This window comes from Clostridium sp. SY8519 (assembly GCF_000270305.1).
Lineage (GTDB): Bacteria > Bacillota > Clostridia > Lachnospirales > Lachnospiraceae > SY8519.
Map to the genome: position 1 here is coordinate 1,392,642 of NC_015737.1, position 24,231 is coordinate 1,416,872.

The 24,231-nt window shown below is 54.3% G+C and carries 19 protein-coding genes; 18 read left to right on the forward strand and 1 reads right to left on the reverse strand.

What is annotated here, in order from left to right; all coding sequences use genetic code 11:
- Positions 1-550: 550 nt before the first annotated feature.
- The 7 genes from CXIVA_RS14225 (at position 551) to CXIVA_RS06655 (ending at position 10,266) form a co-directional block, all read left to right on the forward strand.
- The gene (locus CXIVA_RS14225) at positions 551-913 is read left to right on the forward strand and encodes a hypothetical protein (RefSeq protein ID WP_013977232.1); all 363 of its coding nucleotides are present in this window, start codon (positions 551-553) and stop codon (positions 911-913) included.
- Positions 828-1,490 carry a signal peptidase I gene (gene lepB, locus CXIVA_RS06630; RefSeq protein ID WP_013977233.1) on the forward strand — a complete coding sequence of 221 codons (663 nt, stop codon included), beginning with the start codon at positions 828-830 and terminating at the stop codon, positions 1,488-1,490. Before CXIVA_RS14225 ends, lepB begins: the two co-directional genes overlap by 86 nt.
- Positions 1,491-1,574: 84 nt before the next feature.
- The gene (locus tag CXIVA_RS06635) at positions 1,575-6,173 is read left to right on the forward strand and encodes a SpaA isopeptide-forming pilin-related protein (protein WP_013977234.1); all 4,599 of its coding nucleotides are present in this window, start codon (positions 1,575-1,577) and stop codon (positions 6,171-6,173) included.
- A 91-nt stretch (positions 6,174-6,264) separates the two neighbouring features.
- Positions 6,265-7,677, forward strand: a complete 1,413-nt coding sequence (locus CXIVA_RS06640; RefSeq protein WP_041727686.1) for a SpaH/EbpB family LPXTG-anchored major pilin — start codon at positions 6,265-6,267, stop codon at positions 7,675-7,677.
- A gap of 162 nt (positions 7,678-7,839) precedes the next feature.
- On the forward strand, positions 7,840-8,772 hold the full coding sequence (locus CXIVA_RS06645) for a class C sortase (protein ID WP_148267796.1): 933 nt from the start codon (positions 7,840-7,842) through the stop codon (positions 8,770-8,772).
- A complete protein-coding gene (locus CXIVA_RS06650) occupies positions 8,769-9,455 on the forward strand; it encodes a pilin N-terminal domain-containing protein (protein ID WP_013977237.1) in 687 nt (228 codons plus the stop codon). The genes CXIVA_RS06645 and CXIVA_RS06650 overlap by 4 nt, the downstream gene beginning before the upstream one ends.
- Before the next feature lie 154 nt (positions 9,456-9,609).
- Positions 9,610-10,266, forward strand: a complete 657-nt coding sequence (locus CXIVA_RS06655) for a sortase (RefSeq protein ID WP_013977238.1) — start codon at positions 9,610-9,612, stop codon at positions 10,264-10,266.
- Between the two features lie 147 nt (positions 10,267-10,413).
- Here the strand turns inward: CXIVA_RS06655 and CXIVA_RS14025 are convergent, their stop codons facing one another.
- Positions 10,414-11,583 (reverse strand): NlpC/P60 family protein, encoded by a 1,170-nt coding sequence (locus CXIVA_RS14025; RefSeq protein WP_148267797.1) that lies wholly within the window; start codon positions 11,581-11,583, stop codon positions 10,414-10,416.
- Positions 11,584-11,883: 300 nt separating this feature from the next.
- On the opposite strand from CXIVA_RS14025, the gene ybaK reads away from it, so the two are divergent.
- The 11 genes from ybaK to rapZ all read left to right on the forward strand — a co-directional run bounded on the left by ybaK (position 11,884) and on the right by rapZ (position 24,231).
- On the forward strand, positions 11,884-12,363 hold the full coding sequence (gene ybaK, locus CXIVA_RS06670) for a Cys-tRNA(Pro) deacylase (RefSeq protein WP_013977241.1): 480 nt from the start codon (positions 11,884-11,886) through the stop codon (positions 12,361-12,363).
- 54 nt (positions 12,364-12,417) lie between these two features.
- Positions 12,418-13,071, forward strand: a complete 654-nt coding sequence (locus CXIVA_RS06675; protein ID WP_013977242.1) for a DUF308 domain-containing protein — start codon at positions 12,418-12,420, stop codon at positions 13,069-13,071.
- Positions 13,072-13,125: 54 nt separating this feature from the next.
- Positions 13,126-13,383: a hypothetical protein gene (locus tag CXIVA_RS06680; protein WP_050979261.1), complete on the forward strand. Its 258-nt coding sequence runs from the start codon at positions 13,126-13,128 to the stop codon at positions 13,381-13,383.
- Between the two features lie 24 nt (positions 13,384-13,407).
- Positions 13,408-14,808, forward strand: a complete 1,401-nt coding sequence (locus CXIVA_RS06685; protein WP_013977244.1) for an MATE family efflux transporter — start codon at positions 13,408-13,410, stop codon at positions 14,806-14,808.
- Positions 14,809-14,910: 102 nt separating this feature from the next.
- Positions 14,911-15,834 carry an AEC family transporter gene (locus CXIVA_RS06690; protein WP_013977245.1) on the forward strand — a complete coding sequence of 308 codons (924 nt, stop codon included), beginning with the start codon at positions 14,911-14,913 and terminating at the stop codon, positions 15,832-15,834.
- A 157-nt stretch (positions 15,835-15,991) separates the two neighbouring features.
- Positions 15,992-17,968 (forward strand): ATP-dependent zinc metalloprotease FtsH, encoded by a 1,977-nt coding sequence (ftsH, locus tag CXIVA_RS06695; protein ID WP_013977246.1) that lies wholly within the window; start codon positions 15,992-15,994, stop codon positions 17,966-17,968.
- 146 nt (positions 17,969-18,114) lie between these two features.
- A complete protein-coding gene (gene uvrC / locus CXIVA_RS06700) occupies positions 18,115-20,013 on the forward strand; it encodes an excinuclease ABC subunit UvrC (RefSeq protein ID WP_013977247.1) in 1,899 nt (632 codons plus the stop codon).
- A 61-nt stretch (positions 20,014-20,074) separates the two neighbouring features.
- On the forward strand, positions 20,075-21,010 hold the full coding sequence (gene hprK / locus CXIVA_RS06705; RefSeq protein ID WP_013977248.1) for an HPr(Ser) kinase/phosphatase: 936 nt from the start codon (positions 20,075-20,077) through the stop codon (positions 21,008-21,010).
- On the forward strand, positions 21,007-22,392 hold the full coding sequence (locus CXIVA_RS06710) for an aminopeptidase (protein ID WP_013977249.1): 1,386 nt from the start codon (positions 21,007-21,009) through the stop codon (positions 22,390-22,392). Before hprK ends, CXIVA_RS06710 begins: the two co-directional genes overlap by 4 nt.
- Before the next feature lie 16 nt (positions 22,393-22,408).
- Complete coding sequence (murB, locus tag CXIVA_RS06715; protein ID WP_013977250.1) at positions 22,409-23,311, forward strand: UDP-N-acetylmuramate dehydrogenase; 903 nt, start codon at positions 22,409-22,411, stop codon at positions 23,309-23,311.
- A 38-nt stretch (positions 23,312-23,349) separates the two neighbouring features.
- On the forward strand, positions 23,350-24,231 hold the full coding sequence (gene rapZ / locus CXIVA_RS06720; RefSeq protein WP_013977251.1) for an RNase adapter RapZ: 882 nt from the start codon (positions 23,350-23,352) through the stop codon (positions 24,229-24,231).

Consider the following 24,231-nt stretch of genomic DNA (forward strand, 5'->3'; position numbering starts at 1 on the left):
AGGCGAAAATCGTACGGGATCGGTAAATCAAACGAAAAACGTATATAATAATAGAACAGAGAACCGCATCCAATGCGTTTCTTCGGAATGACCGCGCGTAAGGGCGCAAAGAAATACAGATGCGATGGAAAGCATCCGCATGTTACATCTTTTTTATTTTATACTAATAGGGTCAAACTGTCAACATGAATAAAGGGGTAGGAGACAGATAGCATAATTTGTACAATATAGACAAAAGAAATGCGGGAGTGTATAACGAAACGAATAAAATAGTTGAGCTGCATTGAATTTATTCTCTTCTTACGGTATAATTACAAAAAAGTTACTAGTACAGAAGTAAAATTTCGTTACGTTACGATACAGCGAAAAGATTCATATAAGGAAAAAGATACAAAAAATACAGTTCGCAAGGCCGGTGACCAGCCCGGTGAAAAACTATCCTTTTGGCCAGTTCACTTCTGGGAACGGCAAAGGTAGAATAAAACTGACAGCGAGAGAAGCCGTGCCGCCTTCCCGCGGCCGGAATGACAGAAGGAACAGGTGAATTTGCATGACAGAGAAGGAGCTGCGCAGATTAAAGCGTGTGGAACTGCTGGAAATTATGCTGGAACAGGGCAGAGAGATGGAACGCCTGCAGCAGCAGGTGACAGAACTGAAGGCCGAACTGGACCGGCGGGAGATCATCATTTCCAAAGCAGGATCCATCGCGGAGGCGGCGATGCAGCTGACGGACATCTTTCAGGAGGCGCAGCGCACCGCGGATTTATATCTGGCCAATGTAATTCATCTGACCGCGCAGACAGGAGACAACAGGGAGAATTCCGGAAATGAACAGCAAGAAGTACAGCAGAGGGGATGCCGGCAGGGAGGAACTGCAGGAGATCCGGCAGAAGACAGAGACACCACAGCATGACGCGTCCGGGCAGGGACTGCCCTCCGCAGCCAGTATCAAAGAAGAGTATACACGGGTGACGGAGAAACGGCGGTTCTGGGGTACTATCCGCAGCTCGGTGTTTGTACTGATCGTGGTGGCGGCAGTGGCTGTGCTGGTGGCGGTAATGCTGCTTCCCATCCTGAAGATTTACGGAAAGTCCATGCATGGCACACTGGATAACGGCAACATTGTAATCTCGCTGAAGGGAGCTGAGTTCGAGACCGGTGACATCATCGCTTTTTACTACAACAACAATATTCTGGTCAAGCGTGTGATTGCCACATCGGGAGAGTGGGTAAATATAGACAAGTCAGGAAATGTCTATGTGAACCAGAAGAAAATCGACGAACCATACCTCAGTTCGAAGGCTTACGGAGAGACGAATATCGACCTTCCTTACCAGGTGCCCGAAGGAAAAGTGTTTGTCATGGGGGACAACCGGAAGGTATCCATTGACTCCAGAAGCACTGCCATCGGATGTGTATCACAGGAACAGATCGTTGGAAAGATCGTCTTTCGGATATGGCCGCTGTCGGAAATGGGGACGGTTGGCTAGCTGGGACGGAGAAATGTCCGCAGCTGTGATTCAGACCAGACTGCACGAAGATTAGCTTGTCAGGAGATTGAGAGGGGAGACACCATGAAATTCATGCAGAAAATGATCGAAAAAATAATGGCCCTGCGAAAAACTGTGAAACGAAGACTGCGGGTTATTGTCGCGCTGGCGTCCGTGGTGGTATTTGCCACGACCTACGCGCTGATTCTGCCCGGGATCACCCTGGATCAGAATACCATGACGCAGCAGAGCGGGGTGACGCAGGAAGCCGGCGCCGGCGCTTCCGGCAGTGACCGGAAAGCAGAGAGCAAAGAGATATCCAAAGCAGACACAGACGGGGCTGCCGGAGAAAAGAAGGCTTCGGAAAGCAGTGAAAGCAGCAAAACCGCGGAACACGCGGCGAAGACTTCGGACACAAAGCAGAAGACTGCCGAAACAGACACTGCCGGGCAGAAAAAAGATACCGAGCAGAAAAAAGATACTGCTCAGAAAGAAGACAGCCCACAGAAGCAGAAAGACAGCAAGCCAGACACAGAGGAGGATCTGATTACCGCAGAGACCGCCCTGACCTATCAGGCAGACGACTATACCGTGACTGTCTCCTTTGACAAGGCGGCACAGCTGCCCAAGGGCGTCAAACTGAAAGTGCATGAGATCACCAAAGATTCCGCAAAGAAGGATTACGAAGCGTATCAGGCAGGCGCGCTGAAAACCCTGCAGAACAAGGACAGCAGAGTCAGCAGACTGAAATCTGCCCGGTTCTATGACATTTCTTTTGAAAAGGACGGCAAAACCGTGGAACCTTCGGCTGACGTATCCGTCAGCATTCGGTACCGGGATGCCATTCAGACCTATTCCGAGAAAAACATCCAGGCCGTGCACTTTAAAGACAACGGCAAAAAAGAGGTTGTCAGCCTCCGGACGGAAGGAACCTCTGCCCGCGCGTCCGCCAAGGTAAAGGAAGTCCGATTCGACGCGGATTCCTTCTCGGTATACGGCATTGTAGACACAGAGAAGATCGCCAGCGGCGTGATCACGGCAGACGGCACCTCCGCCACGGTAGAGGTGAGCTATAAAACAGACGCCGGGATCCCGGAAGGCGCGGAACTGAAAGTTAAGGAAATCCGCAAAGACACCAAGGAATATCAGAATTATCTGAAACAGTCGGAAGCCGCCCTGAAGAAGGAAAACGGGACAGGGAAAAAGGCATCCGAGGCGTCTGAAGATACTGCAGAGAAAAAAGAAGAAAACAGCCAGGAGGATCCGAAGGTCTCGGACGCAAAATTCTTCGACATCAGCATCCTGTCGGACGGCAAAGAAATCGAGCCCAAGGCACCGGTGACCGTAAAGATCACTTACGCAGATCAGGTGGCGGTGAAAACAGGCCAGAAAATGAAAGCGGTGCATTTCGCTTCCAAAGGCACGGAGATCATCGATATCGACAAATCCGCCAAAGGCAAGGACGGGGGGATTGCCTCCGTGACCTTCCGGCAGGACAGCTTCTCTGTAACCGGAACCGTGGTACAGGATCTGGCTGACGGCTGGCCGGAAAACGGTACCTATATCATGGTGCTGACCAATGACAACAAGAATTATTACGCCGTGGACAGCAATGGTAATCTGCGGAATGTGAACTATGATGCCGGTACCGGCAAGGTGACCTTTGAACAGGTCACGTCGGAAGAGCAGCTTTCGGATTATCAATGGACGGTCGCTGGCGATCAGAGAGGCACGTATATCCGCAATGGGGATGGGTCGGCGTATATTGCTCCTTTTGCTTCCGGCGGTATAAGCAAGGAAAGAGCCTATCTGAACAGAGATCAACAGGGACGGCTGTATAGCTATAGCTATTATAATGGATATAACTATCTTGGCATGAATACCAGTACCCAGACGCTGAAACTGAAGGGTCAGAATCGTGCCGAGGATTCGTTTACCGCAAAAAAGATCTTTTTTGCGGAAAGTTTCCGGGCGGACAAAATGGATCCCGCACAGCCTGGTGAAGAAGAGGACAGCGGCGGTCTGAATGCTCCCGCTACGGAAAAGACCCTGAGCAGCAACGGGGACGGCACCTATAATCTGTCCCTGAGCGTCACGGGAGCTTCCAAGGCAACTACCAGCCATACTAAGGCGGATGTGATTGTGGTACTGGACCGTTCCGGCAGTATGCGGAACAGTGTGTCGGGAAGCAGAAGAGATGTGGTTGCGCAGAATGCCATTAACGACCTGGCAAAGGCGCTGCTGCAGAACAACACCGGCGCGCACCCGGATACGGTGCAGCTGTCCCTGGTGACATTCAACAACGGTGCACAGACGATGGTTTCCGGCACTTCGAGCCTGAACACGTTTCAGCAGGCGGTAAATGCGGCAGTCGGTGTATATAATACCGGAACTAACTGGGAAGCAGCCCTGAAACAGGCCGACAGTGTCCAGACTCGGTCCGGCGCGGAGACCTATGTGATCTTTGTGTCTGACGGCAATCCCACATATTATGGCACAAGGCCGTATGGAACTGGGCAGGAAACGGATCAGAATATCCTGAACAGTTACAACGCAGCCAGGGATGATGCCCGCAGTATTGTAAATAAGGGCAAGCACTTCTATACGTTGGGAGTATTCGGGGATGTGTCCAGAATGAAGAATCTGACCGCTTATGCCTATACCGGGTTGGAGAGCGGCTACTATCCGAAGGACCATTACCAGACCGCCTCCAACCAGTCGGCGCTGAATGCGGCCTTTGCTAATATTATCGAGGATATTCAGAAGAATTTTACCTATACGAAGGTAGATATTACCGACGGACTGACCAGCATGACCGCTTCTGCAGTGGTCTCCGGTTCGGCAGACAGCTTTACGTATAAGATTACGGACAAAGACGGCAATGACATCACATCCACGGAGCTGACGAAAATTCCGGGACGCGCGTCCTACAATTCTTCTACACACAGTGTGGAATGGGAGATGGGAGATTATGACTTAAAAGACGGCGTAACCTATACCGTAAGCTTTACGGTATGGCCCAGTCAGGCAGCCTATGATCTGGTGGCAGATCTGAATAATGGAATCAAGAGCTACGAAGGTTTGACATATGCCCAGAAGGCGCAGATTACAAAAAAGGCGGACGGAACCTATGGCCTGAATACCAATACCACGGCCCAGGTGAAGTATCAGACCGTGAAGCGGGAAACCAACAAAGATCCGGTATATTCCGATCCAAAAACGGCTGGTATAGCAAACCCGGATCCCGTAGGACTGACGGCCTCTACGCTGAAACTGCGCAAGGAGTGGCAGGATTCTTCGGATTCGTCCCAGCTGCTGGCAATACTGAAGGAGAATCCGGATTATAAGGTAATCCTGGATCTGAAGAAAAACAGCAAAGCCTATAAATCCGGGATCACAATCACACCGACGGTGTCCAGGGATTCCGACGGCAATCCGGTATCCGCGGTCTGGCCGGAAGAGACCATTGACATTGCGCCGGGCCTGATGGTAGATAAGGACAGTATAGATTCCTATGGCTTGGATACATCGAAGTACACGACGGTGACTTACCAGGGAACGGTTTACTATATCCTGGAAAAGGGCGCGGACTATGACATTACGGAGCAGAAGGAAGACTACCATTTTGAACTGGATACCGAGACCTATCACCCGATGCTGGTAAACGGTACGCTCCGGAATGTAGTATTTACTTATGGCTCCAGCGGCAGTATCACGGGGATCAAAGAGATCAAGGACAATCCGCTGACTTCCCTTAAGGCCAGCAACCGGCTCAAGGGAAGCATTGCCCTGACCAAGGTGGTGAAGGATGCCGCTGGAAATACGATTTATCCGGAGAAGGCGGAATTTACCGTACACTGTGTCATGGAAGACAAAGACGGGAAGGCTTATACCAGAGACAGCCAGACTGTAGGCAGCAGTGAAAGCGATGGTATTGTATACCGGATTGTCAGCAGAGACGGGACAAAGGGCAAACGGATCGGCGTGACAGACAGCAGCGGCTTTGATGTAAAACTGAAAGCCGGAGAGACTGTGGAGTTTTTAAGCCTTCCGACAGGAACCACCTGGTTCTTTAAAGAAACAGATATTCCGAATGGGTACACACAGGAGAGTTTTGAAAACATCGAAGGAACCGTGGAGGCCAATACGCAGTACACCAGTACATTAACCAACCGACAGACCGCGGCCCATGTCAATATCCTGAAAGTATCTGCTACGGACAACACGAAGTTAGGCGGCGCCACCTTTGAATTGTACAAAGACAGCGCCCACAGGACAAAAGCAACCCATCCGAATGGTAATGAAGTCGGCACCATCCAGACTTCTTCCGAGGGGATCGGCGCCATCGGCGCGCTGCCCATCGGAGATTACTATCTGGTGGAGACCAAGGCACCGGATGGATATGACAGACTGACCAGCGATGTTGTGATCCATGTCACGGCAGACGGCGTAACCTATACACAGGCAGATAATTCAGCCTCTCAGGATCCGCTGAAACCTACGGTAAAAGACGGCGTCCTGACCTATACGATTACCATTAAAAACAGCACGGGAGTTCAGCTTCCGGCCGCCGGAGGATCCGGCACCTTACCTTATACATTAGGCGGCTGCGCACTTTCAGCAGCGGCTTTGATGTACGGCCTCCTGATGCGGCGCAGAAAAAAGAGAGTGTCGGACCGGTAAATCCGGAAAACCGGCAGAGTCTGAAACATGCGTCACAAAAGGAAGTCAATAAAATATACTAGCAGTTTGCACAGAAGAAAGGATGAAAGTTATGAAGAAGGGGAAGACAAGAAAAATAATTGCATTCCTGCTTGCGGCCGTTATGGTGCTGGCGATGTGTATCCCGGCAATGGCAGCAGACAATTACACCATTACAGTGAACAATGCGAAAAACGGTGAGACGTATACCGCATATAAGATTTTTGATGCATCCTATGCGTCTGAGACTGACGATGCGGTATCCTACACAGCGAATAAAAATATTGTTAACCTGATAGAGGGAAAACCAGGTGCTGAAGGACTGACCTTCAAACAGATCGGTACCACCGATGAATATGTAGTGACCGTAGACAAAGACACGTTCAACGCAGCGAAGGCAGAGGAGTTTGCAAAATTACTGGACAGTGTAAAGGATAAGCTTACAGCGGCAGCTCATGTTACAGCAGCAGACGGCAAAGCTGAAATTACTGGACTTTCCAAGGGATATTACTTTGTGGATACCACACTTGGTTCTCTGTGTGCACTGGACACCGCCAAAAATGTGACAGTGGAGGAGAAAAACACAATTCCTTCCGAAGAAAAAACCGTATCCGATACTGAAAACGGCACGTATGGCAGCAATGCCAACGCACAGATCGGCGATACCGTATACTATCAGATTCAGGTGACAGACAGCAAGGGTACTGATCAGGCGATTACCGTACATGATACTATGAGCAAGGGACTGAGCCTGAATACAGACTCCTTTACTGTAACAAAAGACGGTGAAACTGTTCCGAAAGATAATTACTCAGTGAAAACGACCGGACTGACTGACGTCTGCACCTTTGAGGTGACACTGAATGCTGATTATGTAAAGAACCTGGAAGAAAATGATGTGGTTGTGATCAAATACTCCGCTACCCTGAATGAAAATGCAGTGGCCGGTAAAGATGAGACCAACACATCTAAGCTGACCTATTCCAACCAGACAACCACAGAATCCACACCGAAAGTTCATACTTACAAATTCCAGGTAAACAAATATGACGGTGCGGATTCGAACAGAAACCCTCTGGCAGGCGCAAAATTCAAACTGCTGGACAAAGACGGTAATCTGGTGAAACTGGTCAAAGCAAACGATGCTGGTACTGAATATCGAGTGGCAAAAAATGAAAATGAGTCAGGCGCTGTAAACGAGTTCGTTACAGTTGATTCCGGCAACATTACCATCACCGGCGTGGATGCGGATGAAGGCTATTCCATCGAAGAGACAGAAGCGCCCGCAGGCTACAACAAGCTGACAGGTGCCGTGTCCATCACAGTCAATGCAGACAACAGTCTGGTACAGCCGGTAGAAAATAACAAAGGTACCGCTCTTCCGTCCACCGGTGGCAGAGGCACCCGGATCTTCTATCTGGTAGGTATTATCTGTGTGGCAGGCGCAGGCATTGTTCTTGTAAGCAGACGCAGAATGAGCAGATAGTCAGCAATTACCATTTCATTCCCGGAGCCGTGGAAATACGGCTCCGGAGGAATGAAACGGTTCCGGCTGTAAAAGCGATCTGTGTGGATTCGCCGGCGCGAGTACACAGAGATCCCTGGTACAGCAGGTACTAAAGGAGACAGCAAGAAGGAGTCACAGGTATTGAACAGGGAAAAGAGGCGGCATGGCGGCAGGAAAGGCGCTTCGCGCGGCACATCGGCAGGAAGGGCCTCCCGGCGGGGAAGACAGCGGGTGACGCTGATTCTGCTGATTATAGTATTTGCGGTAGGAGTCGGACTGCTGCTGTATCCCACCGTCAGCAATTACTGGAATTCGTTCCATCAGTCCCGGGCTGTCATGAGCTATTCGGCGAAAGTGGCGGATATGAGCAAAACCGACTACAGCCGGATCCTCCGCAATGCGAAAAAATATAACCGGCAGATTACAAAACACGGGATTAACTGGAACCTTTCCAAAAAGGAGAAAGCAGCATATGAGCGTCAGCTGAATGTGGGAGAAGACGGCTCCATGGGATACATCGACATCCCGAAAATCAGCGTTCAGCTGCCGATTTATCACGGGACAAATGAAGCGGTGCTTCAGACATCCATCGGGCATCTGGAGGGAACTTCCCTTCCCATCGGCGGAAAAGGGACCCATTCGGTTCTGTCCGGACACCGGGGGCTGCCGTCGGCAAAGCTTTTTACAGATCTGGATCAGCTGCGGGAGGGCGATACATTTACGATCCATGTGCTGAACCGCACGCTGACGTATGAAGTGGACCAGATCCGCATCGTAGAGCCTACGGATCTGTCTGATCTGAAGATCGTGAAAGGGAAGGATTACTGTACCCTGCTGACCTGTACGCCCTATGGAATCAATACACATCGGCTGCTGGTGCGGGGACACAGAGTGAAAAATCTGAACGGCAATGCCTCGATTCTGGCAGACGCGATTCAGATCCAGCCGATCTATGTCATACCATTTGTTGCTGTGCCGATTATCATCGTGCTTGTGATCTATGTGTTTGCGGTAACCGGCAGACGCAGACGGAAGCACAGGGGAAAGACGAAAAGCGAGGGACCAGAATTATGAAAATGAAAGTACATGTAAAATTGCAGACCATCGGAATCCTGGCAGTGCTTGCGGCAGTACTGTGTTTCTGGCTTGCGGCAGGAAGCAGGCCGGCCCTGGCGGACAGCGGGAAGACAGGTACCATTACCGTTAATGTGGAAGATACCGACGGACACGCGGTAGCCGGGGGTACGCTGGCGATCTATCAGGTGGCCGCGGTACAGGACGGAAAATTCGTCTATACCCGTGACTTCAGCAGCAGCACGGAAAAACTGGAAAAAAATTCTGACTTCAGTGATCAGCTGGCAGATCAGTTGGCATCGATTGCGGAACAGAGCAAAGCAGAGACCATGGATACCCGGACCGTCGATCAGAAAGGAACTGCCCGGTTTTCCAATCTGCCGGAAGGAGTATACCTCTTTATCCAGACAAAGGAAGCGGATGGATATACCACACTGAACCCCTTCCTGGTAACCGTGCCGTTTACCGATACGGACGGAGTTACAACGTATGATATTACAGCCAATCCGAAACCCGGAAAGGTAAGCAAAAAGACAGAGCCGACCCCTGCTCCGACCCCGACACCAACTCCGATTGACCACCGGCTGCCGCAGACCGGACAGCTCTGGTGGCCGGTGCCGGTACTGGCCTGCGCGGGAGCCGCGCTTCTGATTGCCGGCAGCAGAAAGAGAAAAAACGCCTGATTCTGACAGGCGTCAGGGAGAAGTCAACTGGATAGAATCCGGCAGAAGAACGCCGCTGACCTTATGGAGATCAGCGGCGTTCTCTGCAGGAAAGCTGCCGGAGAGATACCGTGGTCAAAGGATCATCAGGTGAAAAACAGGACAGAGGCATGAAATGATGGGACAGAAAAAAAACGAAACACAGAACAGGCCCTTCCGGCGGCTCCGGATACTGATTCGTACCGCCGGAATAGCCTGTATCCTGGCAGCCGCGCTGCTGGTGCTGTATAATGTCTGGGATTCCGGCCGGGCCGGCCGGGAATCGGCGGCAGTCGCGAAGCAGATTCAGCATACGGTGACGGAGGAAGGGCTGCGGAAACTGGATCCGAACAAAGAGATGCCGGTGGTGACCATTGACGGCAGGCAGTATATCGGTACGCTGGAAATTCCCAGTATTTCCAGGCGTCTGCCGGTGATGGCAGACTGGAGTTACCGGAATCTGAAGCTGGCGCCCTGCCGGTACAGCGGGTCCTATTATGCGGATAATCTGGTGATCTGCGGGCATAATTACGCCTCCCACTTCAGTCCGCTCAAATGGATCGCTGTCGGCGCGGATGTATATTTCACCAATGTGGAGGGGCTCCGCCTGCATTACGTGGTCAGCAATGTGGAAACCGTGCGCCCCACGGCAGTGGAGGAAATGGTGGACAATCAGGCGGAGAAGAATTCCGGGGGAAATTCCGAAACCGGCAACAAATGGGATCTGACACTGTTTACCTGCAATACAGGCGGACAGACCAGATGCGCGGTTCGCTGCATACGGAAAAACTAAACACCAGATGCGCGGCGCCATATTTGGAAAAAAGCTGTAATGACATATCTGAAAAAGCACGCAGGCCATGAGGGTCTGCGTGCTTTTGAAAGTAACGGGCAGGGCTGCCTGCCTGTTTCAGGAACCTGCGGAAGAATCCGCGGGAAATTATTTTGCGGGATCACAGATCATGACGATGCTGCCGCGGCTGTGGATCGGCCGGTAAACCACACCGATCCGGCTGTTGGCTGCTTCGATCAGCATGCCTCTGCCGGCGTACATGGCCACATGGGTGATGTTTCGGTAGCGGCCGTTGCGTCCGTAGCTGAAGAAAATCAGCGCGCCCGGCTTCATGGAAGAATAGGAGACCCTTTTGCCGCGGAGGCGGTACGCTTCGCCGGCGGCGGTGAAATCCCTGCCGGAGGCAATCTTTACACCTGCGGACCGGTAGGCGTAATACGCCAGGGAGCTGCAGTCATAATAGATGCCGGAATGGCGTCTGGCCTGGCTGTAGGGATGGCCCGCCCGGGCCAGCGCATACTGAAGCGCGTTCCGGGATCTGGAGTTTTTGGTGTTTTTCAGCAGGCTTAAGGCGCGTACTTCGGTCAGGTTCGAACGGTAGTAGACGTATTTGGCGGCCTTTTTTTCGCTCCACTTGCTGTACACCTTTTTGCCGTTGGTTTTTCCATAGGCCCGTACCTGTACAAAATAGATGCCTTCGGACTTCAGGTTCCGTACGGTAAGGGAACGGGAAGACTTCCGGTCTTTCCGCGTGGAGCGGGACATGTCATAATGAATGGAATAGCGGACCTCATAGCCGGAAGCTCCTGTGACTTTGCCGTAGCGGACCGTGAATACCCGTCTGCCGGAGGAAACTCTGGTGATGTGGGGAGCGCGGAGAGACAGGGATTTCCGGGAAGAAGCGCTGCCGGAGGCAGCCCCTGGGGTTTTGGAAGTCGTTGCAGAGGAACTGCCGGTCTGGGATTCCGTGTTTTTCTCGGAAGAATCGCCGGAGGCAGACTGGGCAGAGCCGGAGGCCGCAGAAGAGGAGCTGCCGGCTGCCGCTGCGGCAGAATTCCCGGTTTCCGAAGCGCCGTCGGATACGGCAGCGGAAGAACCGTCGGATACGGCCGCGGAAGAACCGGCAGCCCCGGAAGCGGAGCGGTCAGATGCGGTTGCAGAAGAAGCGGAGGTCTCTGCAGAAGAGCCGGATGCAGCTGCGGTCCCGGTGCCGGAATCTGCGGCTGCCGGAGCGGCAGATACCGCAGAGGCGCTGCCGATCAGCAGGGCGGCAGACAGTGCAGCTGTTATCATGGGGCGGACAAATCTGGATTTCAAAGTTCAGGACCTCGCTTCCGTTTTCATACATCATGGTTGCAAAATTGATGAATAATTCGTAACATTTTCCGAAAATTATCTGTCATAAAGATGGAACAAATGTAACGAATTTGTAACAATTACTGATAAGTATAGGAGCACGGGGGCAAATTGTCAAGATTATACGCAGTTGGAAGGAAGGATTCTGGGTAGATTTCATATATTTTTTATAAAAGGTCAGTGTTATAATGCATAGTAGCCGGCAGAGCCGGCCTTTTGTCCGCTGCGCAGACGGCAGAAAGGACAGAAGGGAGGTACCCATTGAGTAAAGAAGCGAAGACAAACGCAATGCGCATGCTGGACCGGAAGAAGATCCCCTATGAGATGCTGCGTTATGAATGCGAGGAATTCATCGACGGCATGCATATGGCGGAAGCCACCGGCGCGGATGCGGATCTTTCCTACAAGACACTGGTGATGCAGGGAAAGAGCAGACAGTACTATGTCTATGTGATCCCCATTGCCATGGAAGTGGATCTGAAGAAGGCGGCCCGGGCCGTTCACGAAAAATCCGTGGAAATGATCCACGTGAAAGATATTAATAAGGTAACCGGATACATCCGCGGCGGATGTTCGCCCATCGGCATGAAGAAGCAGTATCCTACGGTGATTCACTGTACCGCGGAACAGCAGCCCCGGATTTATATCAGCGGCGGGCGGATCGGGCTGAGCCTGAAATTAAAACCGGAGGACCTTGTGGCCATGACCGGGGCGGTATTTGCGGATATTGCCAGGGACTGAGCGGATCTGGACTGAGCGAATCGGAGCCGAACAGAGAACGAAAGGAGTGTATCGATGAAAGAGCTGTTTCGAAAAGGCCTGGACGCCTTTCGCAATTATTCCATATTTCTGATTGTGGCGGGAGCCCTGATGGTGGTGTGGCCGGGAACGACAGTGACGGTCCTTTTCCGGATCCTGGGTGTCCTACTGCTGATTACCGGTTTTACCGGGATCCTGGAGGCGTTCCGCAGCGATGATCCGACTTACCGCTATGTAGCCTGTGTGCCGGCGGTGGTGGTGATCCTGTTTGGACTGTGGTTTCTGGCAGCCCCCGGATTTGTCATCAGCATTATACCGGTGCTGATCGGTCTGGCGCTGCTGTTTTACGGGATCCGCGGCCTGGTCTTTCTGGGGGCCGTGAGCGGCTTCCGCGTGACACCGGTGCTGTTTACTTCCCTCGCGTCCATGGTGATCGGTGTGGTCCTGATCGTGCACCCCTGGACCATGGCCCGGATTCTGATTGTCGTGCTGGGGATCCTTCTGATCCTGACAGGCATCAATGGCATCTATACCAGCAGGAAGGGAAGATCCATGTTTGACGGCTTCGGCAAAGGCTCCGGAAAGGGCCCCGGCAGCGGCTCCGGCCCTTTCGGCAGAAAGTCCCGGGCAGACAGGGATGTGATTGACGTGGATTACCAGGAGGAAGAGAGTCACCGGATTGATCGGTAGCCGGTGCGGGACGGAGACAGTTTCCGGACAGGAGGCGGAATTGCAGTGAGGAAGATGGAATTTAAGATGGAGCGCACAGGCCTGCTTGCGGTGGGAGATGTCCTGCCGGTGACAGAAAGCAAGCTGCCGAATTCCTGGTACTATACCCTGGGGCGGTCCTATGCCATGTCGGCAAATTACGCGTTTTCCGAACGGCTGAAATCCCGGGAAGGCCGGGTAGCGGATATTAAGCATACGCCGAAGGGCTATTACGTTATTGTGGAGTTCCCGGAGGAAGAAGAAGTAACAGGAAAAGAAAAGAACCGTCCGTAAAGACTGCGGACGGGGAAGGATGGCATGAAGAAAGAAAAGACAGAAATAGATTCCAGAGCAATGGGCGAAATGAATATGAACCGGCTGTTCCTTACCATGTCGGTGCCCCTGATCATTTCCATGATCGTGCAGGCGCTGTACAATGTGGTGGACAGCATGTTTGTGGCCAGACTCAGTGAAGACGCGCTGACAGCGGTTTCCCTGGTGTCACCGGTGCAGAATCTGATGATCGCGGTGGCTACCGGGACCGGCGTCGGATACAATGCGCTGATTTCCCGGCGGCTGGGGCAGAAGCATCAGGAGGAAGCGGACCTGACCGCGGGAAACGGTCTGCTGGCGGAGCTGGTGAGCTTCGGCGTGTTTCTGGTGATCGGCCTCTGCTTTTCCGGCCCCTTTATTCAGACCCAGATCAACAGCCCGGGAATTGATCCCTCCCACGCGGCGGTGGTGGCAGGGTATGCCGTGGACTATATGCAGATCGTTCTGGGGGTCAGCATCGGCCTGTTTGTTCAGATCACCATGGAACGCTTCCTGCAGGCCACCGGCCGCACCGTATACAATATGGTTACGCAGGTCACCGGCGCGGTCATCAATATTGTGCTGGATCCCCTGCTGATCTTCGGCATCGGCCCCTTTCCCCGGATGGAAGTGGCGGGCGCCGCGCTGGCCACGGTAATCGCCCAGTGCGTGGCAGGCATACTGGCCTATTATTTCAACCGGAAGTACAATCCGGAAATCCGTTTAAAGCTGCGGAACCTGCGGCCGCGGGCTTCCGTGATCCGCCAGATCTATCTCATCGGATTTCCGTCCATGCTGATGGTTTCCTTAAGTTCAATCATGCTGTTCGGCATGAATAAAATTCTGTTAAAGTTTTCCCTGACCGCAGTGGCGGTGTTCGGGGTGTATTTCAAGATTCAGAGCGTGGTCTTCATGCCGCTGTTTGGAATGAATAACGCACTGGTGCCGATTATCGGGTATAATTTCGGCGCGGGAAACAAAAAACGGATTCTGTCCGCCCACCGGACCGGCCTGCTCTACGGCTGTATTTTTATGTGGGTCGGGCTGGCGCTGTTTCAGCTGTTTCCGGGACAGATCATGGGACTGTTTGACGCTTCCGGGGAAATGCTGACCCAGGGAATCCTGGAACTGCGGATCAACAGTCTGGTCTTTGCCTGCGCCGGGGTATCCGTGATTTCCGGTTCCTTCTATCAGGCCACCGGCAAAAGCATGTACAGCCTGATCGTGTCCTTTATCCGGCAGATCGTGGTGCTGCTTCCCCTGGCGTACCTGATGTCGCTGACCGGCAGCCTGACGCTGGTATGGTGGTCCGTGACCATAGCGGAAGGCGTGGGCTTTACCGTGACGCTGCTTCTGCGCCGGCGGCTGGTGCGCAGCCTGGATCAGATGCTGGCCCGCGTATCCTGACAGAAGGACAGACAGTTTGCAGAGATGAAGACGGCTGCCGGGAAGAACAGACAGTTTGCAGAGATGGAGACGGCTGCCGGAAAGGGCAGCAGGGGAGAGACAATGACAGTAATCGTAACGAGCGTAATGGTATTGTTCGTTCTGGTTTTTATCGGTTATTTTACAGGAAAGCGAGGGGTTGTGCGCAAGGAGAGCGCGCCCGATTTTTCCTCTTTGATTCTGAATGTGACGATGCCGGTGACGGTCTTTCTGGCGATTATCAGCCAGACGCCGGCAGCGGTAAAAAGCAGCCTCTGGATTATGCTGGATATGGCAGTGTTCCACGGGGCGGCTTTTCTTTTTGGCCTTGCCGTGGTTAAGGCGCTGCGCGTGCCGGCCGAAAGCAGGGGAACATGGATTTACAACTGCATGTTTTCCAACAACGGCTTTATGGGACTTCCCCTGGCTTACGCGATTTTCGGCAATCAGGGCCTGATTCTGATGGCCCTGGCGAATGTTACTTCCAATTTTCTGATTTTTTCCGCGGGGACACATCTGATGACCGTGGGTTCCGGGGAAAAAGTTCACCTGGGGCTGCGGCAGATCATTTTCAATAATATCAATCTGTCGGTAATCGCGGGATTCCTGTTCTGCCTGCTTCGCATTCCGGTGCCGGACGCGGCCGGCCAGCTGCTGAATTATCTGGGCAATATTACCAGCGGGCTGTCCATGCTGGTGGTGGGATTATCCCTGTCCCGTCAGCCCTTCCGGGAGGTATTTACCAGCCGGGACACCTATGTGATCACGGCCCTCCGCCTGCTGGCGGTGCCTCTTCTTACGATCGCGGTGCTGAAAGCACTTCCGATTTCCATGAATCACGTCATGTACAGCACGATTTTACTGTCCGCGGCGCTTCCGGCTTCCGCCGCCCAGTCCATGCTGGCCGAGCAGTACCACGGCGACACCGAAGGCGCCGGCCGGGCGATTTTCATGACCACCCTGTGTTCGCTGGGGACGGTGCCCCTGATTATGGCGGCGGGACTGTAGCGGGGCGCGGGATCTGCGGAAGCTGCAGGCATCAGGTTTCATAATTATTTCATAGATTTCTTGTTACATTTATTGTAGAATAATATGGAATGCTGGCCGGACAGGCCGGGGCAGCGTTCCGATACAGAAGAATACAGCGAGAAGGACATTATTTCATATGAATGAACGAGGACCGTTGAACAACGGGAACAGCAATAACGGATCAAATAATAATAACAACAAAAACGGTCAGACCATACTCTGGTTTATTCTGGCGGCGCTGGTGGTATTATTCGTGATGTCCACCATTACCAACCGGATCAACAATTACTCCAGCAAGAATATTTCCTATTCCGACTTCAAGCAGATGGTGAAGGAGGACAAGGTGGAAAGCGTGGTAATCACCACCCGGGAGCTGGAGATCACACCGAAGAAATCAGAAAACAAAGGACTGATCAAGACCACCTATTACACCGTAAATCTGGGAGACGAGAACCTCTACGCCTTCCTGGATGCCCACGATGTGGACTACAAAGGCAAAAACAGCAGCATGATGGACAGTGTGCTGAGCATGGTATTCAGCTTCATCCTGCCGCTGGTAGTGGTATGGCTTCTCATCGGATTCGCCATGCGCCGCATGGGCGGCGGCAGCGGCGGCATCATGGGAGTCGGAAAGAGCAACGCCAAGGTGTATATGGAGCAGTCCACCGGTGTCACCTTTGCGGATGTGGCCGGCGAGGATGAGGCGAAGGAATCCCTGCAGGAAGTGGTGGATTTCCTGCACAATCCTCAGAAGTATCAGGAAATCGGCGCGAAACTGCCGAAAGGCGCCCTTCTGGTGGGCCCTCCCGGTACCGGCAAGACACTCCTGGCAAAGGCAGTGGCCGGAGAAGCCAGGGTGCCCTTTTTCTCCCTGGCCGGTTCGGATTTCGTGGAGATGTTTGTAGGCGTCGGCGCTTCCAGAGTCCGGGACCTGTTTAAGGAAGCCCAGAAAGCAGCCCCCTGCATTATCTTCATTGACGAGATTGACGCCATCGGCAAGAGCCGTGACACACAGTTCGCCGGGAATGATGAGCGGGAACAGACGCTGAATCAGCTGCTGGCGGAAATGGACGGTTTTGATTCCTCCAAGGGCGTGCTGATCCTGGGCGCGACCAACCGGCCGGAGATCCTGGACAAGGCCCTGCTGCGTCCCGGACGGTTTGACCGGCGGATTATCGTGGACAAGCCGGATCTGAAAGGCCGGGTGGCCATTCTGAAAGTACACGCCAGACATGTGCGCATGGATGAAACCGTGGATTTTGACGCCATCGGATTGGCGACTGCCGGATGCGTGGGATCGGATCTGGCCAATATGATCAACGAAGCAGCCATCAACGCGGTAAAACACGGCAGAACGGCGATCAACCAGGACGACCTCTTTGAATCCGTGGAAGTTGTCATTGCCGGCAAGGAAAAGAAAGACCGGATCATGGGTCCTAAGGAAAAAATGCTGGTGGCATATCACGAAGTGGGACACGCGCTGGTTACCGCCCTCCAGAAAGACGCGGAACCGGTGCAGAAGATCACCATTGTGCCCCGTACCATGGGTTCCCTGGGTTATACGCTGCAGATGCCGGAAGAGGAGAAATTCCTGGAAACCAAGGCAGAGCTGGAAGCCCGTCTGGTGACTTATATGGCGGGACGCGCCGCGGAGGAGCTGACCTCTGATTCCGTGACCACGGGAGCGGCCAATGACATTGAGATGGCCACCCGGATTGCCCGGGCCATGGTGACACAGCTTGGCATGTCGGACCAGTTCGGCATGATGGGACTGGAATCCGTGGAAAGCAAATACCTGGACGGCCGCGCGGTGCAGACCTGCGGCGACGATACCATTGCCAAGGTGGACGAAGTGGTGAAAGATATGTTAAAGAAGGCATACGACACCGCGAAGCAGATGCTGTCGGATAATTACGAGATTCTGGAACGGATCGCAAAATATCTGTATGAACATGAAACCATCACCGGCAAGGAATTTATGGATATTTTCAAAGAAATGAAAGCGGCGGAAGAGAACGTAGTGGATGCTTCCGGAGAAGTGATTCCGGAACCGGACGCTCTGTCGATACCGGAAGGAGAGCCGACGGCTCCGGATGAGGCGTTCGAAGAATAATTGAGATCGGAAGTACCGGCAGAGTGCGGTGTCGTCACCCGGCAGAGGTACAGAAAGCAGCTGTCCAGGGTTCCGCGCAGGCGGAAGCCTGGACAGTTTGTTTCCGGGATCCGCGGACGCCCGCGGTACAGAAACAGGGAGAAACGGTGAGCGAATATTTTGATTTTTCGGAAGAACTGAAAAAACTGCCGGATGAGCCGGGGGTCTACCTGATGCATGATGAGCGGGATGCCATCATTTATATCGGCAAGGCGGTGAATCTGAAGCGGCGGGTGCGCCAGTATTTCCGGAGCGGCGGAGACTCCCGTCCGAAGATCGCGAAAATGATGCCCCATGTCCGGCGGTTTGAATACATTGTGACGGACTCGGAGCTGGAAGCGCTGGTACTGGAAAACAATCTGATCAAGGAACACCGGCCGAAGTACAACACCATGCTGAAGGATGACAAGACCTATCCTTACGTGAAAGTGACGCTGGGCGAGACTTATCCGAGGATTCTGCTTTCCAGGCAGATGAAAAAGGACAAGTCCCGCTATTTCGGCCCCTATACCAGCGCCGGCGCCGTGCGGGACACCATCGAGCTGCTCTGCCGGCTCTACCGGATCCGCACCTGCAGCCGTGTGCTGCCCAGAGATGAGGGAAAGGAGCGGGCCTGCCTGAATTATCATATCCATCAGTGCTCGGCGCCCTGTCAGGGGCTGATCACTCCGGAGGAATACCGGAAACGGGTGGACCAGGCCCTGGCCTTACTGGGCGGCAGCTATCAGCCGGTGATTCAGAAGCTGGAAGCGCAGATGCAGGAAGCGGCAGAAGCGCTGGACTTCGAAAAAGCCGCGGAACTGCGGGACCTGACGGCCAGTGTCCGGGCAGTCGCCCAGAAACAGAAGATCACCAGCACCGACGGAGAAGACCGGGATATCGTGGCAGTGGCCAAAGACAGCCAGGACGCAGTGGTGCAGGTGTTCTTTGTGCGGGGCGGCCGGCTGATCGGCCGGGAGCATTTTCATGTGACCCTGGGAAACGAAGATGACAAATCCGCGGTGCTTTCGGCCTTTATCCGGCAGTATTATGCCGGGACGCCTTATATCCCCAAGGAGATTCTGCTGCAGGCCCCGGTGGAGGATCAGCCGGTGGTGGAACACTGGCTGTCGGAAAAGCTGGGCAGCGCCGTACACCTGCGGGTGCCGAAAAAGGGCGCCCGGGAGAAGCTGGTGGAGCTGGCGGCTTCCAATGCCCGTCTGGTGCTTACCCGGGACAAGGAAAAGATCAAGCGGGAAGAACGGCGGACCATCGGAGCGGTAAAAGAGGTGGGCCAATGGCTGGACCTGCCCGGAATCAGCCGGATGGAGGCTTATGATATCTCCAATACCAGCGGCTGCGAGTCCGTGGGATCCATGGTGGTCTATGAGGAAGGCCGGCCGCGGCGCAGCGAATACCGGAAATTCCGGATCCGCACCGTGACAGGACCGGATGACTATGCGTCCATGCGGGAAGTGCTGTCCCGCCGGTTTTCCCACGGCCTGCGGGAGCAGAAGGAGCAGCGGGTGCAGGGAAACGCGGAAGAAGTGGGACGCTTCAGCCGTTTTCCGGACCTGATTCTGATGGACGGCGGCAAAGGGCAGGTAAATGTGGCCCTGGAAGTGCTGGAAAGCCTGGGACTCCGCATTCCGGTCTGCGGGATGGTAAAAGATGACTACCACAGGACCCGCGGATTGTATTATAATAACCGTGAAATCACTCCCGACAAAAGCAGCGAGGGATTTCGCCTGATCACCCGGATGCAGGACGAGGCCCATCGGTTTGCCATCGAATACCACCGGTCGCTGCGGGCGGGAAAGCAGATTCACTCCATCCTGGATGACATTCCGGACATCGGACCCGGCAGGCGGAAAGCGCTGATGCGGCGGTTTGCCTCTGTGGAGGCCATCCGGCAGGCATCGGTGGAAGAACTGGCACAGACCCCGTCCATGAATCAGAAGGCGGCGCAGTCGGTGTACGCGTTTTTCCGCGCGAAGGAAAACCGGCAGCCAAAGCCGGAGCCATAGGAGAATAGGCGGAGAACAGACGGAGAATACGGCCCGGAACCGGGCAGAACGGAGAACAGATATGGAAGGTGTAAGCGTAGCAAAACTGGCGGAAGCACTGAAACTGAAGACCTTTTCCCCCTGTGTGGACATGACCCGCAATATGATCACCACCCGGGAGGTAAACCGGCCCGGCCTGGAACTGACCGGCTATTTTGAGCATTTTGCCGAGGACCGGGTGCAGATTCTCGGCAAAGTGGAGTGCTCTTACCTGGAGCGCATACCGGAGGACAAGCGGAAGGACATCTACGACCATCTGCTGGGGGACGGGGTCCCCTGTGTGATTTTCTGCCGGGGATTTGAGCCGGATGTGACATTTTTAAAAACCGCGGCCAAATACCAGGTATCCGTACTGGGCACGACCCGGGAAACCTCCAGCCAGCTGGCGGCTACCATCGCGTTTCTGAGCGCGGAGCTGGCGCCGTGCATTTCCATTCACGGCGTACTGGTGGACGTATACGGCGAAGGCGTGCTGATTATGGGGGAAAGCGGCATCGGCAAGAGCGAGGCCGCGCTGGAACTGATCCGCCGGGGACACCGGCTGGTATCGGATGACGTGGTGGAAATCCGCCGGATCAGCGATGATACGCTGGTGGGATCTTCCCCGGATATCACACGGTATTTCATTGAGCTGCGGGGCATCGGCATCGTGGACGTCAAGACCCTTTTTGGCGTGGAATGCGTCAAAGAGACACAGAATATCGATATGGTGATCAAACTGGAAGAATGGGACAAAGAGCGGGAATATGACCGCCTCGGCCTGGAAGAGGAATATACGGATATCCTTGGGGCAAAGGTGATCTGCTACGCGATCCCCATCCGTCCCGGACGGAACCTCGCAGTCATCTGCGAGACGGCAGCGGTGAACCACCGCCAGAAGAAAATGGGATACAATGCGGCGCAGGAGCTGTACCGCAGAGTATCGGACAATCTGAAGAAAGGAAATCAGGAATCATGACACGACCAAATGCATGGGAAAAATATGACGAAACACAGAAACAGGAAGTATTTGATTTCGCGGAAAAATACCGGAAATTCCTCTCCTCCTGCAAGACCGAGCGGGAATGCACCGCGCAGCTGCGCGCCGAGGCGGAGAAAGCCGGATATAGGAATCTGGAGGATGTGGCGGCTTCCGGCCGGACACTGCAGCCGGGAGACCGGGTATACGCGGATAACGGCGGAAAAAACATCGCGTTTTTTATCATCGGACAGAAACCGCTGGAAGCAGGCATGAATATTCTGGGCGCCCATATTGACTCGCCCCGTCTGGATGTGAAGCAGAATCCGCTGTATGAGGACACGGACCTGGTGCTCCTGGATACCCATTACTACGGCGGCATCAAGAAGTACCAGTGGGTGACGCTTCCGCTGGCCCTGCACGGGGTTGTCGTAAAGAAAGACGGCACGCAGATCAGTGTCAATATCGGCGACCATCACGGAGACCCGGTCTTCGGCGTTTCCGACCTGCTGATTCACCTGGCGGGGGATCAGATGAAAAAGACGCTGGCAGCCGGTGTGGAAGGCGAGAAACTGGATGTGCTGGTGGGCAGCATGCCCCAGGCCGGCGCAAAGGAGAACAAGGTGAAAGAGACGGTGCTCCGGATTCTGAAGGACAGCTACGGCATCGAAGAGGAGGATTTCCTTTCCGCGGAGCTGGAGGTGGTACCGGCCGGCCCCGCGCGGGATTACGGGTTTGACCGCAGCATGATCATGGGCTACGGCCATGATGACCGGGTATGCGCCTACCCTTCCTTCGCGGCTATGCTGGAAGTTACGGAGATACCGGAATATACCGGCGCCTGCATCCTGGTGGATAAAGAGGAGATCGGAAGCGTGGGAGCCACAGGCATGCAGTCCCGTTTCTTTGAGAATACCGTAGCAGAGCTGGTTGCCGCTTCCGGGGAATACAGCGATCTGAAAGTGCGGAGAGCCCTGGCGCGCTCCCGGGCGCTGTCATCGGATGTCAGCGCGGCCTTTGACCCGAATTACGCGGAAGTCAGCGAAAAGAAGAACGCCGCTTATTTCGGACGGGGCGTGGTATTTAACAAATATACCGGCGCCCGCGGAAAATCCGGCTCCAATGACGCCAGCGCGGAATATATGGCACAGATCCGGAAGATCATGGACGATGGGGATGTTTCCTTCCAGACCTCGGAGCTGGGCAAAGTGGACCAGGGCGGCGGCGGCACCATTGCCTATATTCTGGGCAACTACGGCATGCGCGTGATTGACAGCGGCGTGGCCGTGCTGAATATGCACGCGCCATGGGAGATTATCAGCAAGGCGGATCTCTATGAGGCAAAACAGTGTTACCTTGCGTTCCTGCGGCACGCAGAATAATACAGGGAGAAAGACCATGAACACCATAGATTGTTTAAAGACGGTTCTTCGGGAAGACCAGATCTATCCCGGGGAGCCCATGAGCCGGCACACCACCTTCCGCACCGGGGGCCCGGCAGAGTGCCTGGTGACGCCCGGACGGGAGCAGATGAGCGGCCTGATCCGGTGCCTGAACCAGAATCAGATTCCGTATACCGTGATCGGCAATGGCAGCAACCTGCTGGTGGGTGACGGCGGCATTGACGGGGTGGTGATTGAGATCGGCAGGGAAATGGCCGGAATCACCATCCGCGGCCGGGAGATGCATGTGGAAGCCGGCGCGCTGATGTCGGCAGCGGCCATGCGGGCCCTGGAGGCAGGCCTGAGCGGATTCGAGTGCGAATCCGGCATCCCGGGAAGCATCGGCGGCGCCGTGGTGATGAACGCAGGCGCCTACGGCGGAGAGATGAAGGATGTGCTGCGCCGGGTGGAAGTGCTGACCCGGGAAGGCGACCGGATCGAGATGGACGCCGCGGAACTGGATCTGTCCTACCGGCACAGCAATATTCCGGAGAGGAATCTGATCGTACTGTCCGCGGTGCTGGCCCTGACGCCGGCGGATCCGGCGCAGATCCGCGCCAGAATGGACGAACTGAAGGAACAGCGGGTCAGCAAGCAGCCCCTGGAATACCCCAGCGCCGGAAGTACCTTCAAACGGCCGGAAGGCTATTTCGCGGGCAAGCTGATCCAGGACGCGGGCCTGCGGGGCTATACCGTCGGCGGCGCCCAGGTATCGGAGAAGCACTGCGGATTTGTGATTAACCGGGGGGATGCCACTTCCGCTCAGATCCGTCAGCTGATCCGGGATGTGCAGCAGAACGTACAGCAGAAGTTTGGCGTCGCACTGGAGACGGAAGTCCGCTTTTTGGGAAAATTCTGAGAAATATCGAAAAGATCTGAACAGAACAGGAAGAAAGTATGGAGTATGTGATCCTGACCGGCATGTCCGGCGGAGGCAAAACAACAGCATTAAAGATCATGGAAGATATCGGCTACTTCTGCGTGGACAATCTGCCGGTGGCCCTGATGGAAAAATTTGTGGAAATCGCGGACAGCGAGAGTACCCCCTATCAGAAGGTGGCCTTCGGGGTGGATGTGCGCAGCGGCAAATCCATCCACGCGCTGGACTGTACCATGCAGAAGCTGCGGGACCAGGGCATTTTGCTGCGGATGGTGTTTCTGGATGCCAGGGATGAAGTCATCATCAAGCGGTACAAGGAGAGCAGAAGGGCCCATCCCCTGGCCGGACAGGGCAGGATAGAGGACGGAATCGCCCGGGAGCACCAGCTGATGGATTTTCTCAAGCAGAAGGCGGACTACATGATCGACACCAGCGATCTGCTGAACAAGGATCTGCGGGCCGAGCTGGAAAATATCTTTGTGAAAGATATGGAATTCAAGAACCTCATGATTACCGTCCTTTCCTTTGGCTTTAAATACGGGCTTCCCGCGGATTCGGACCTGGTGTTTGATGTGCGTTTCCTGCCCAATCCGTTTTATGAGGAGAGCCTCCGGCATCTGACCGGCAATGACCGGGCAGTCAGGGACTATGTCATGAACAGCCCTGTATCCACGGAGTTTGCGGACAAACTGGAAGACCTGCTCCGGTTCCTGATCCCCCAGTATATCGCGGAAGGCAAAAACCGGCTGGTCATCAGCGTGGGCTGCACCGGCGGCAGACACCGGTCGGTGACCATTGCCAACGAAATCTGCGAACGGCTGCAGAACGGCCGGAATTACGGCATCCATGTCAGTCACCGGGATCTGGCGCGCAGGGACAATCACAGTCCAGGGAGATAG

Bases quoted from the DNA above. Each gene is read 5' to 3' on its own strand.
- CXIVA_RS14225 (WP_013977232.1), top strand. From the start codon at position 551: ATGACAGAGAAGGAGCTGCGCAGATTAAAGCGTGTGGAACTGCTGGAA.
- lepB (WP_013977233.1), top strand. From the start codon at position 828: ATGAACAGCAAGAAGTACAGCAGAGGGGATGCCGGCAGGGAGGAACTG.
- CXIVA_RS06635 (WP_013977234.1), top strand. From the start codon at position 1,575: ATGAAATTCATGCAGAAAATGATCGAAAAAATAATGGCCCTGCGAAAA.
- CXIVA_RS06640 (WP_041727686.1), top strand. From the start codon at position 6,265: ATGAAGAAGGGGAAGACAAGAAAAATAATTGCATTCCTGCTTGCGGCC.
- CXIVA_RS06650 (WP_013977237.1), top strand. From the start codon at position 8,769: ATGAAAATGAAAGTACATGTAAAATTGCAGACCATCGGAATCCTGGCA.
- CXIVA_RS06655 (WP_013977238.1), top strand. From the start codon at position 9,610: ATGATGGGACAGAAAAAAAACGAAACACAGAACAGGCCCTTCCGGCGG.
- CXIVA_RS06675 (WP_013977242.1), top strand. From the start codon at position 12,418: ATGAAAGAGCTGTTTCGAAAAGGCCTGGACGCCTTTCGCAATTATTCC.
- CXIVA_RS06680 (WP_050979261.1), top strand. From the start codon at position 13,126: ATGGAATTTAAGATGGAGCGCACAGGCCTGCTTGCGGTGGGAGATGTC.
- CXIVA_RS06685 (WP_013977244.1), top strand. From the start codon at position 13,408: ATGAAGAAAGAAAAGACAGAAATAGATTCCAGAGCAATGGGCGAAATG.
- CXIVA_RS06690 (WP_013977245.1), top strand. From the start codon at position 14,911: ATGACAGTAATCGTAACGAGCGTAATGGTATTGTTCGTTCTGGTTTTT.
- ftsH (WP_013977246.1), top strand. From the start codon at position 15,992: ATGAATGAACGAGGACCGTTGAACAACGGGAACAGCAATAACGGATCA.
- hprK (WP_013977248.1), top strand. From the start codon at position 20,075: ATGGAAGGTGTAAGCGTAGCAAAACTGGCGGAAGCACTGAAACTGAAG.
- CXIVA_RS06710 (WP_013977249.1), top strand. From the start codon at position 21,007: ATGACACGACCAAATGCATGGGAAAAATATGACGAAACACAGAAACAG.
- murB (WP_013977250.1), top strand. From the start codon at position 22,409: ATGAACACCATAGATTGTTTAAAGACGGTTCTTCGGGAAGACCAGATC.
- rapZ (WP_013977251.1), top strand. From the start codon at position 23,350: ATGGAGTATGTGATCCTGACCGGCATGTCCGGCGGAGGCAAAACAACA.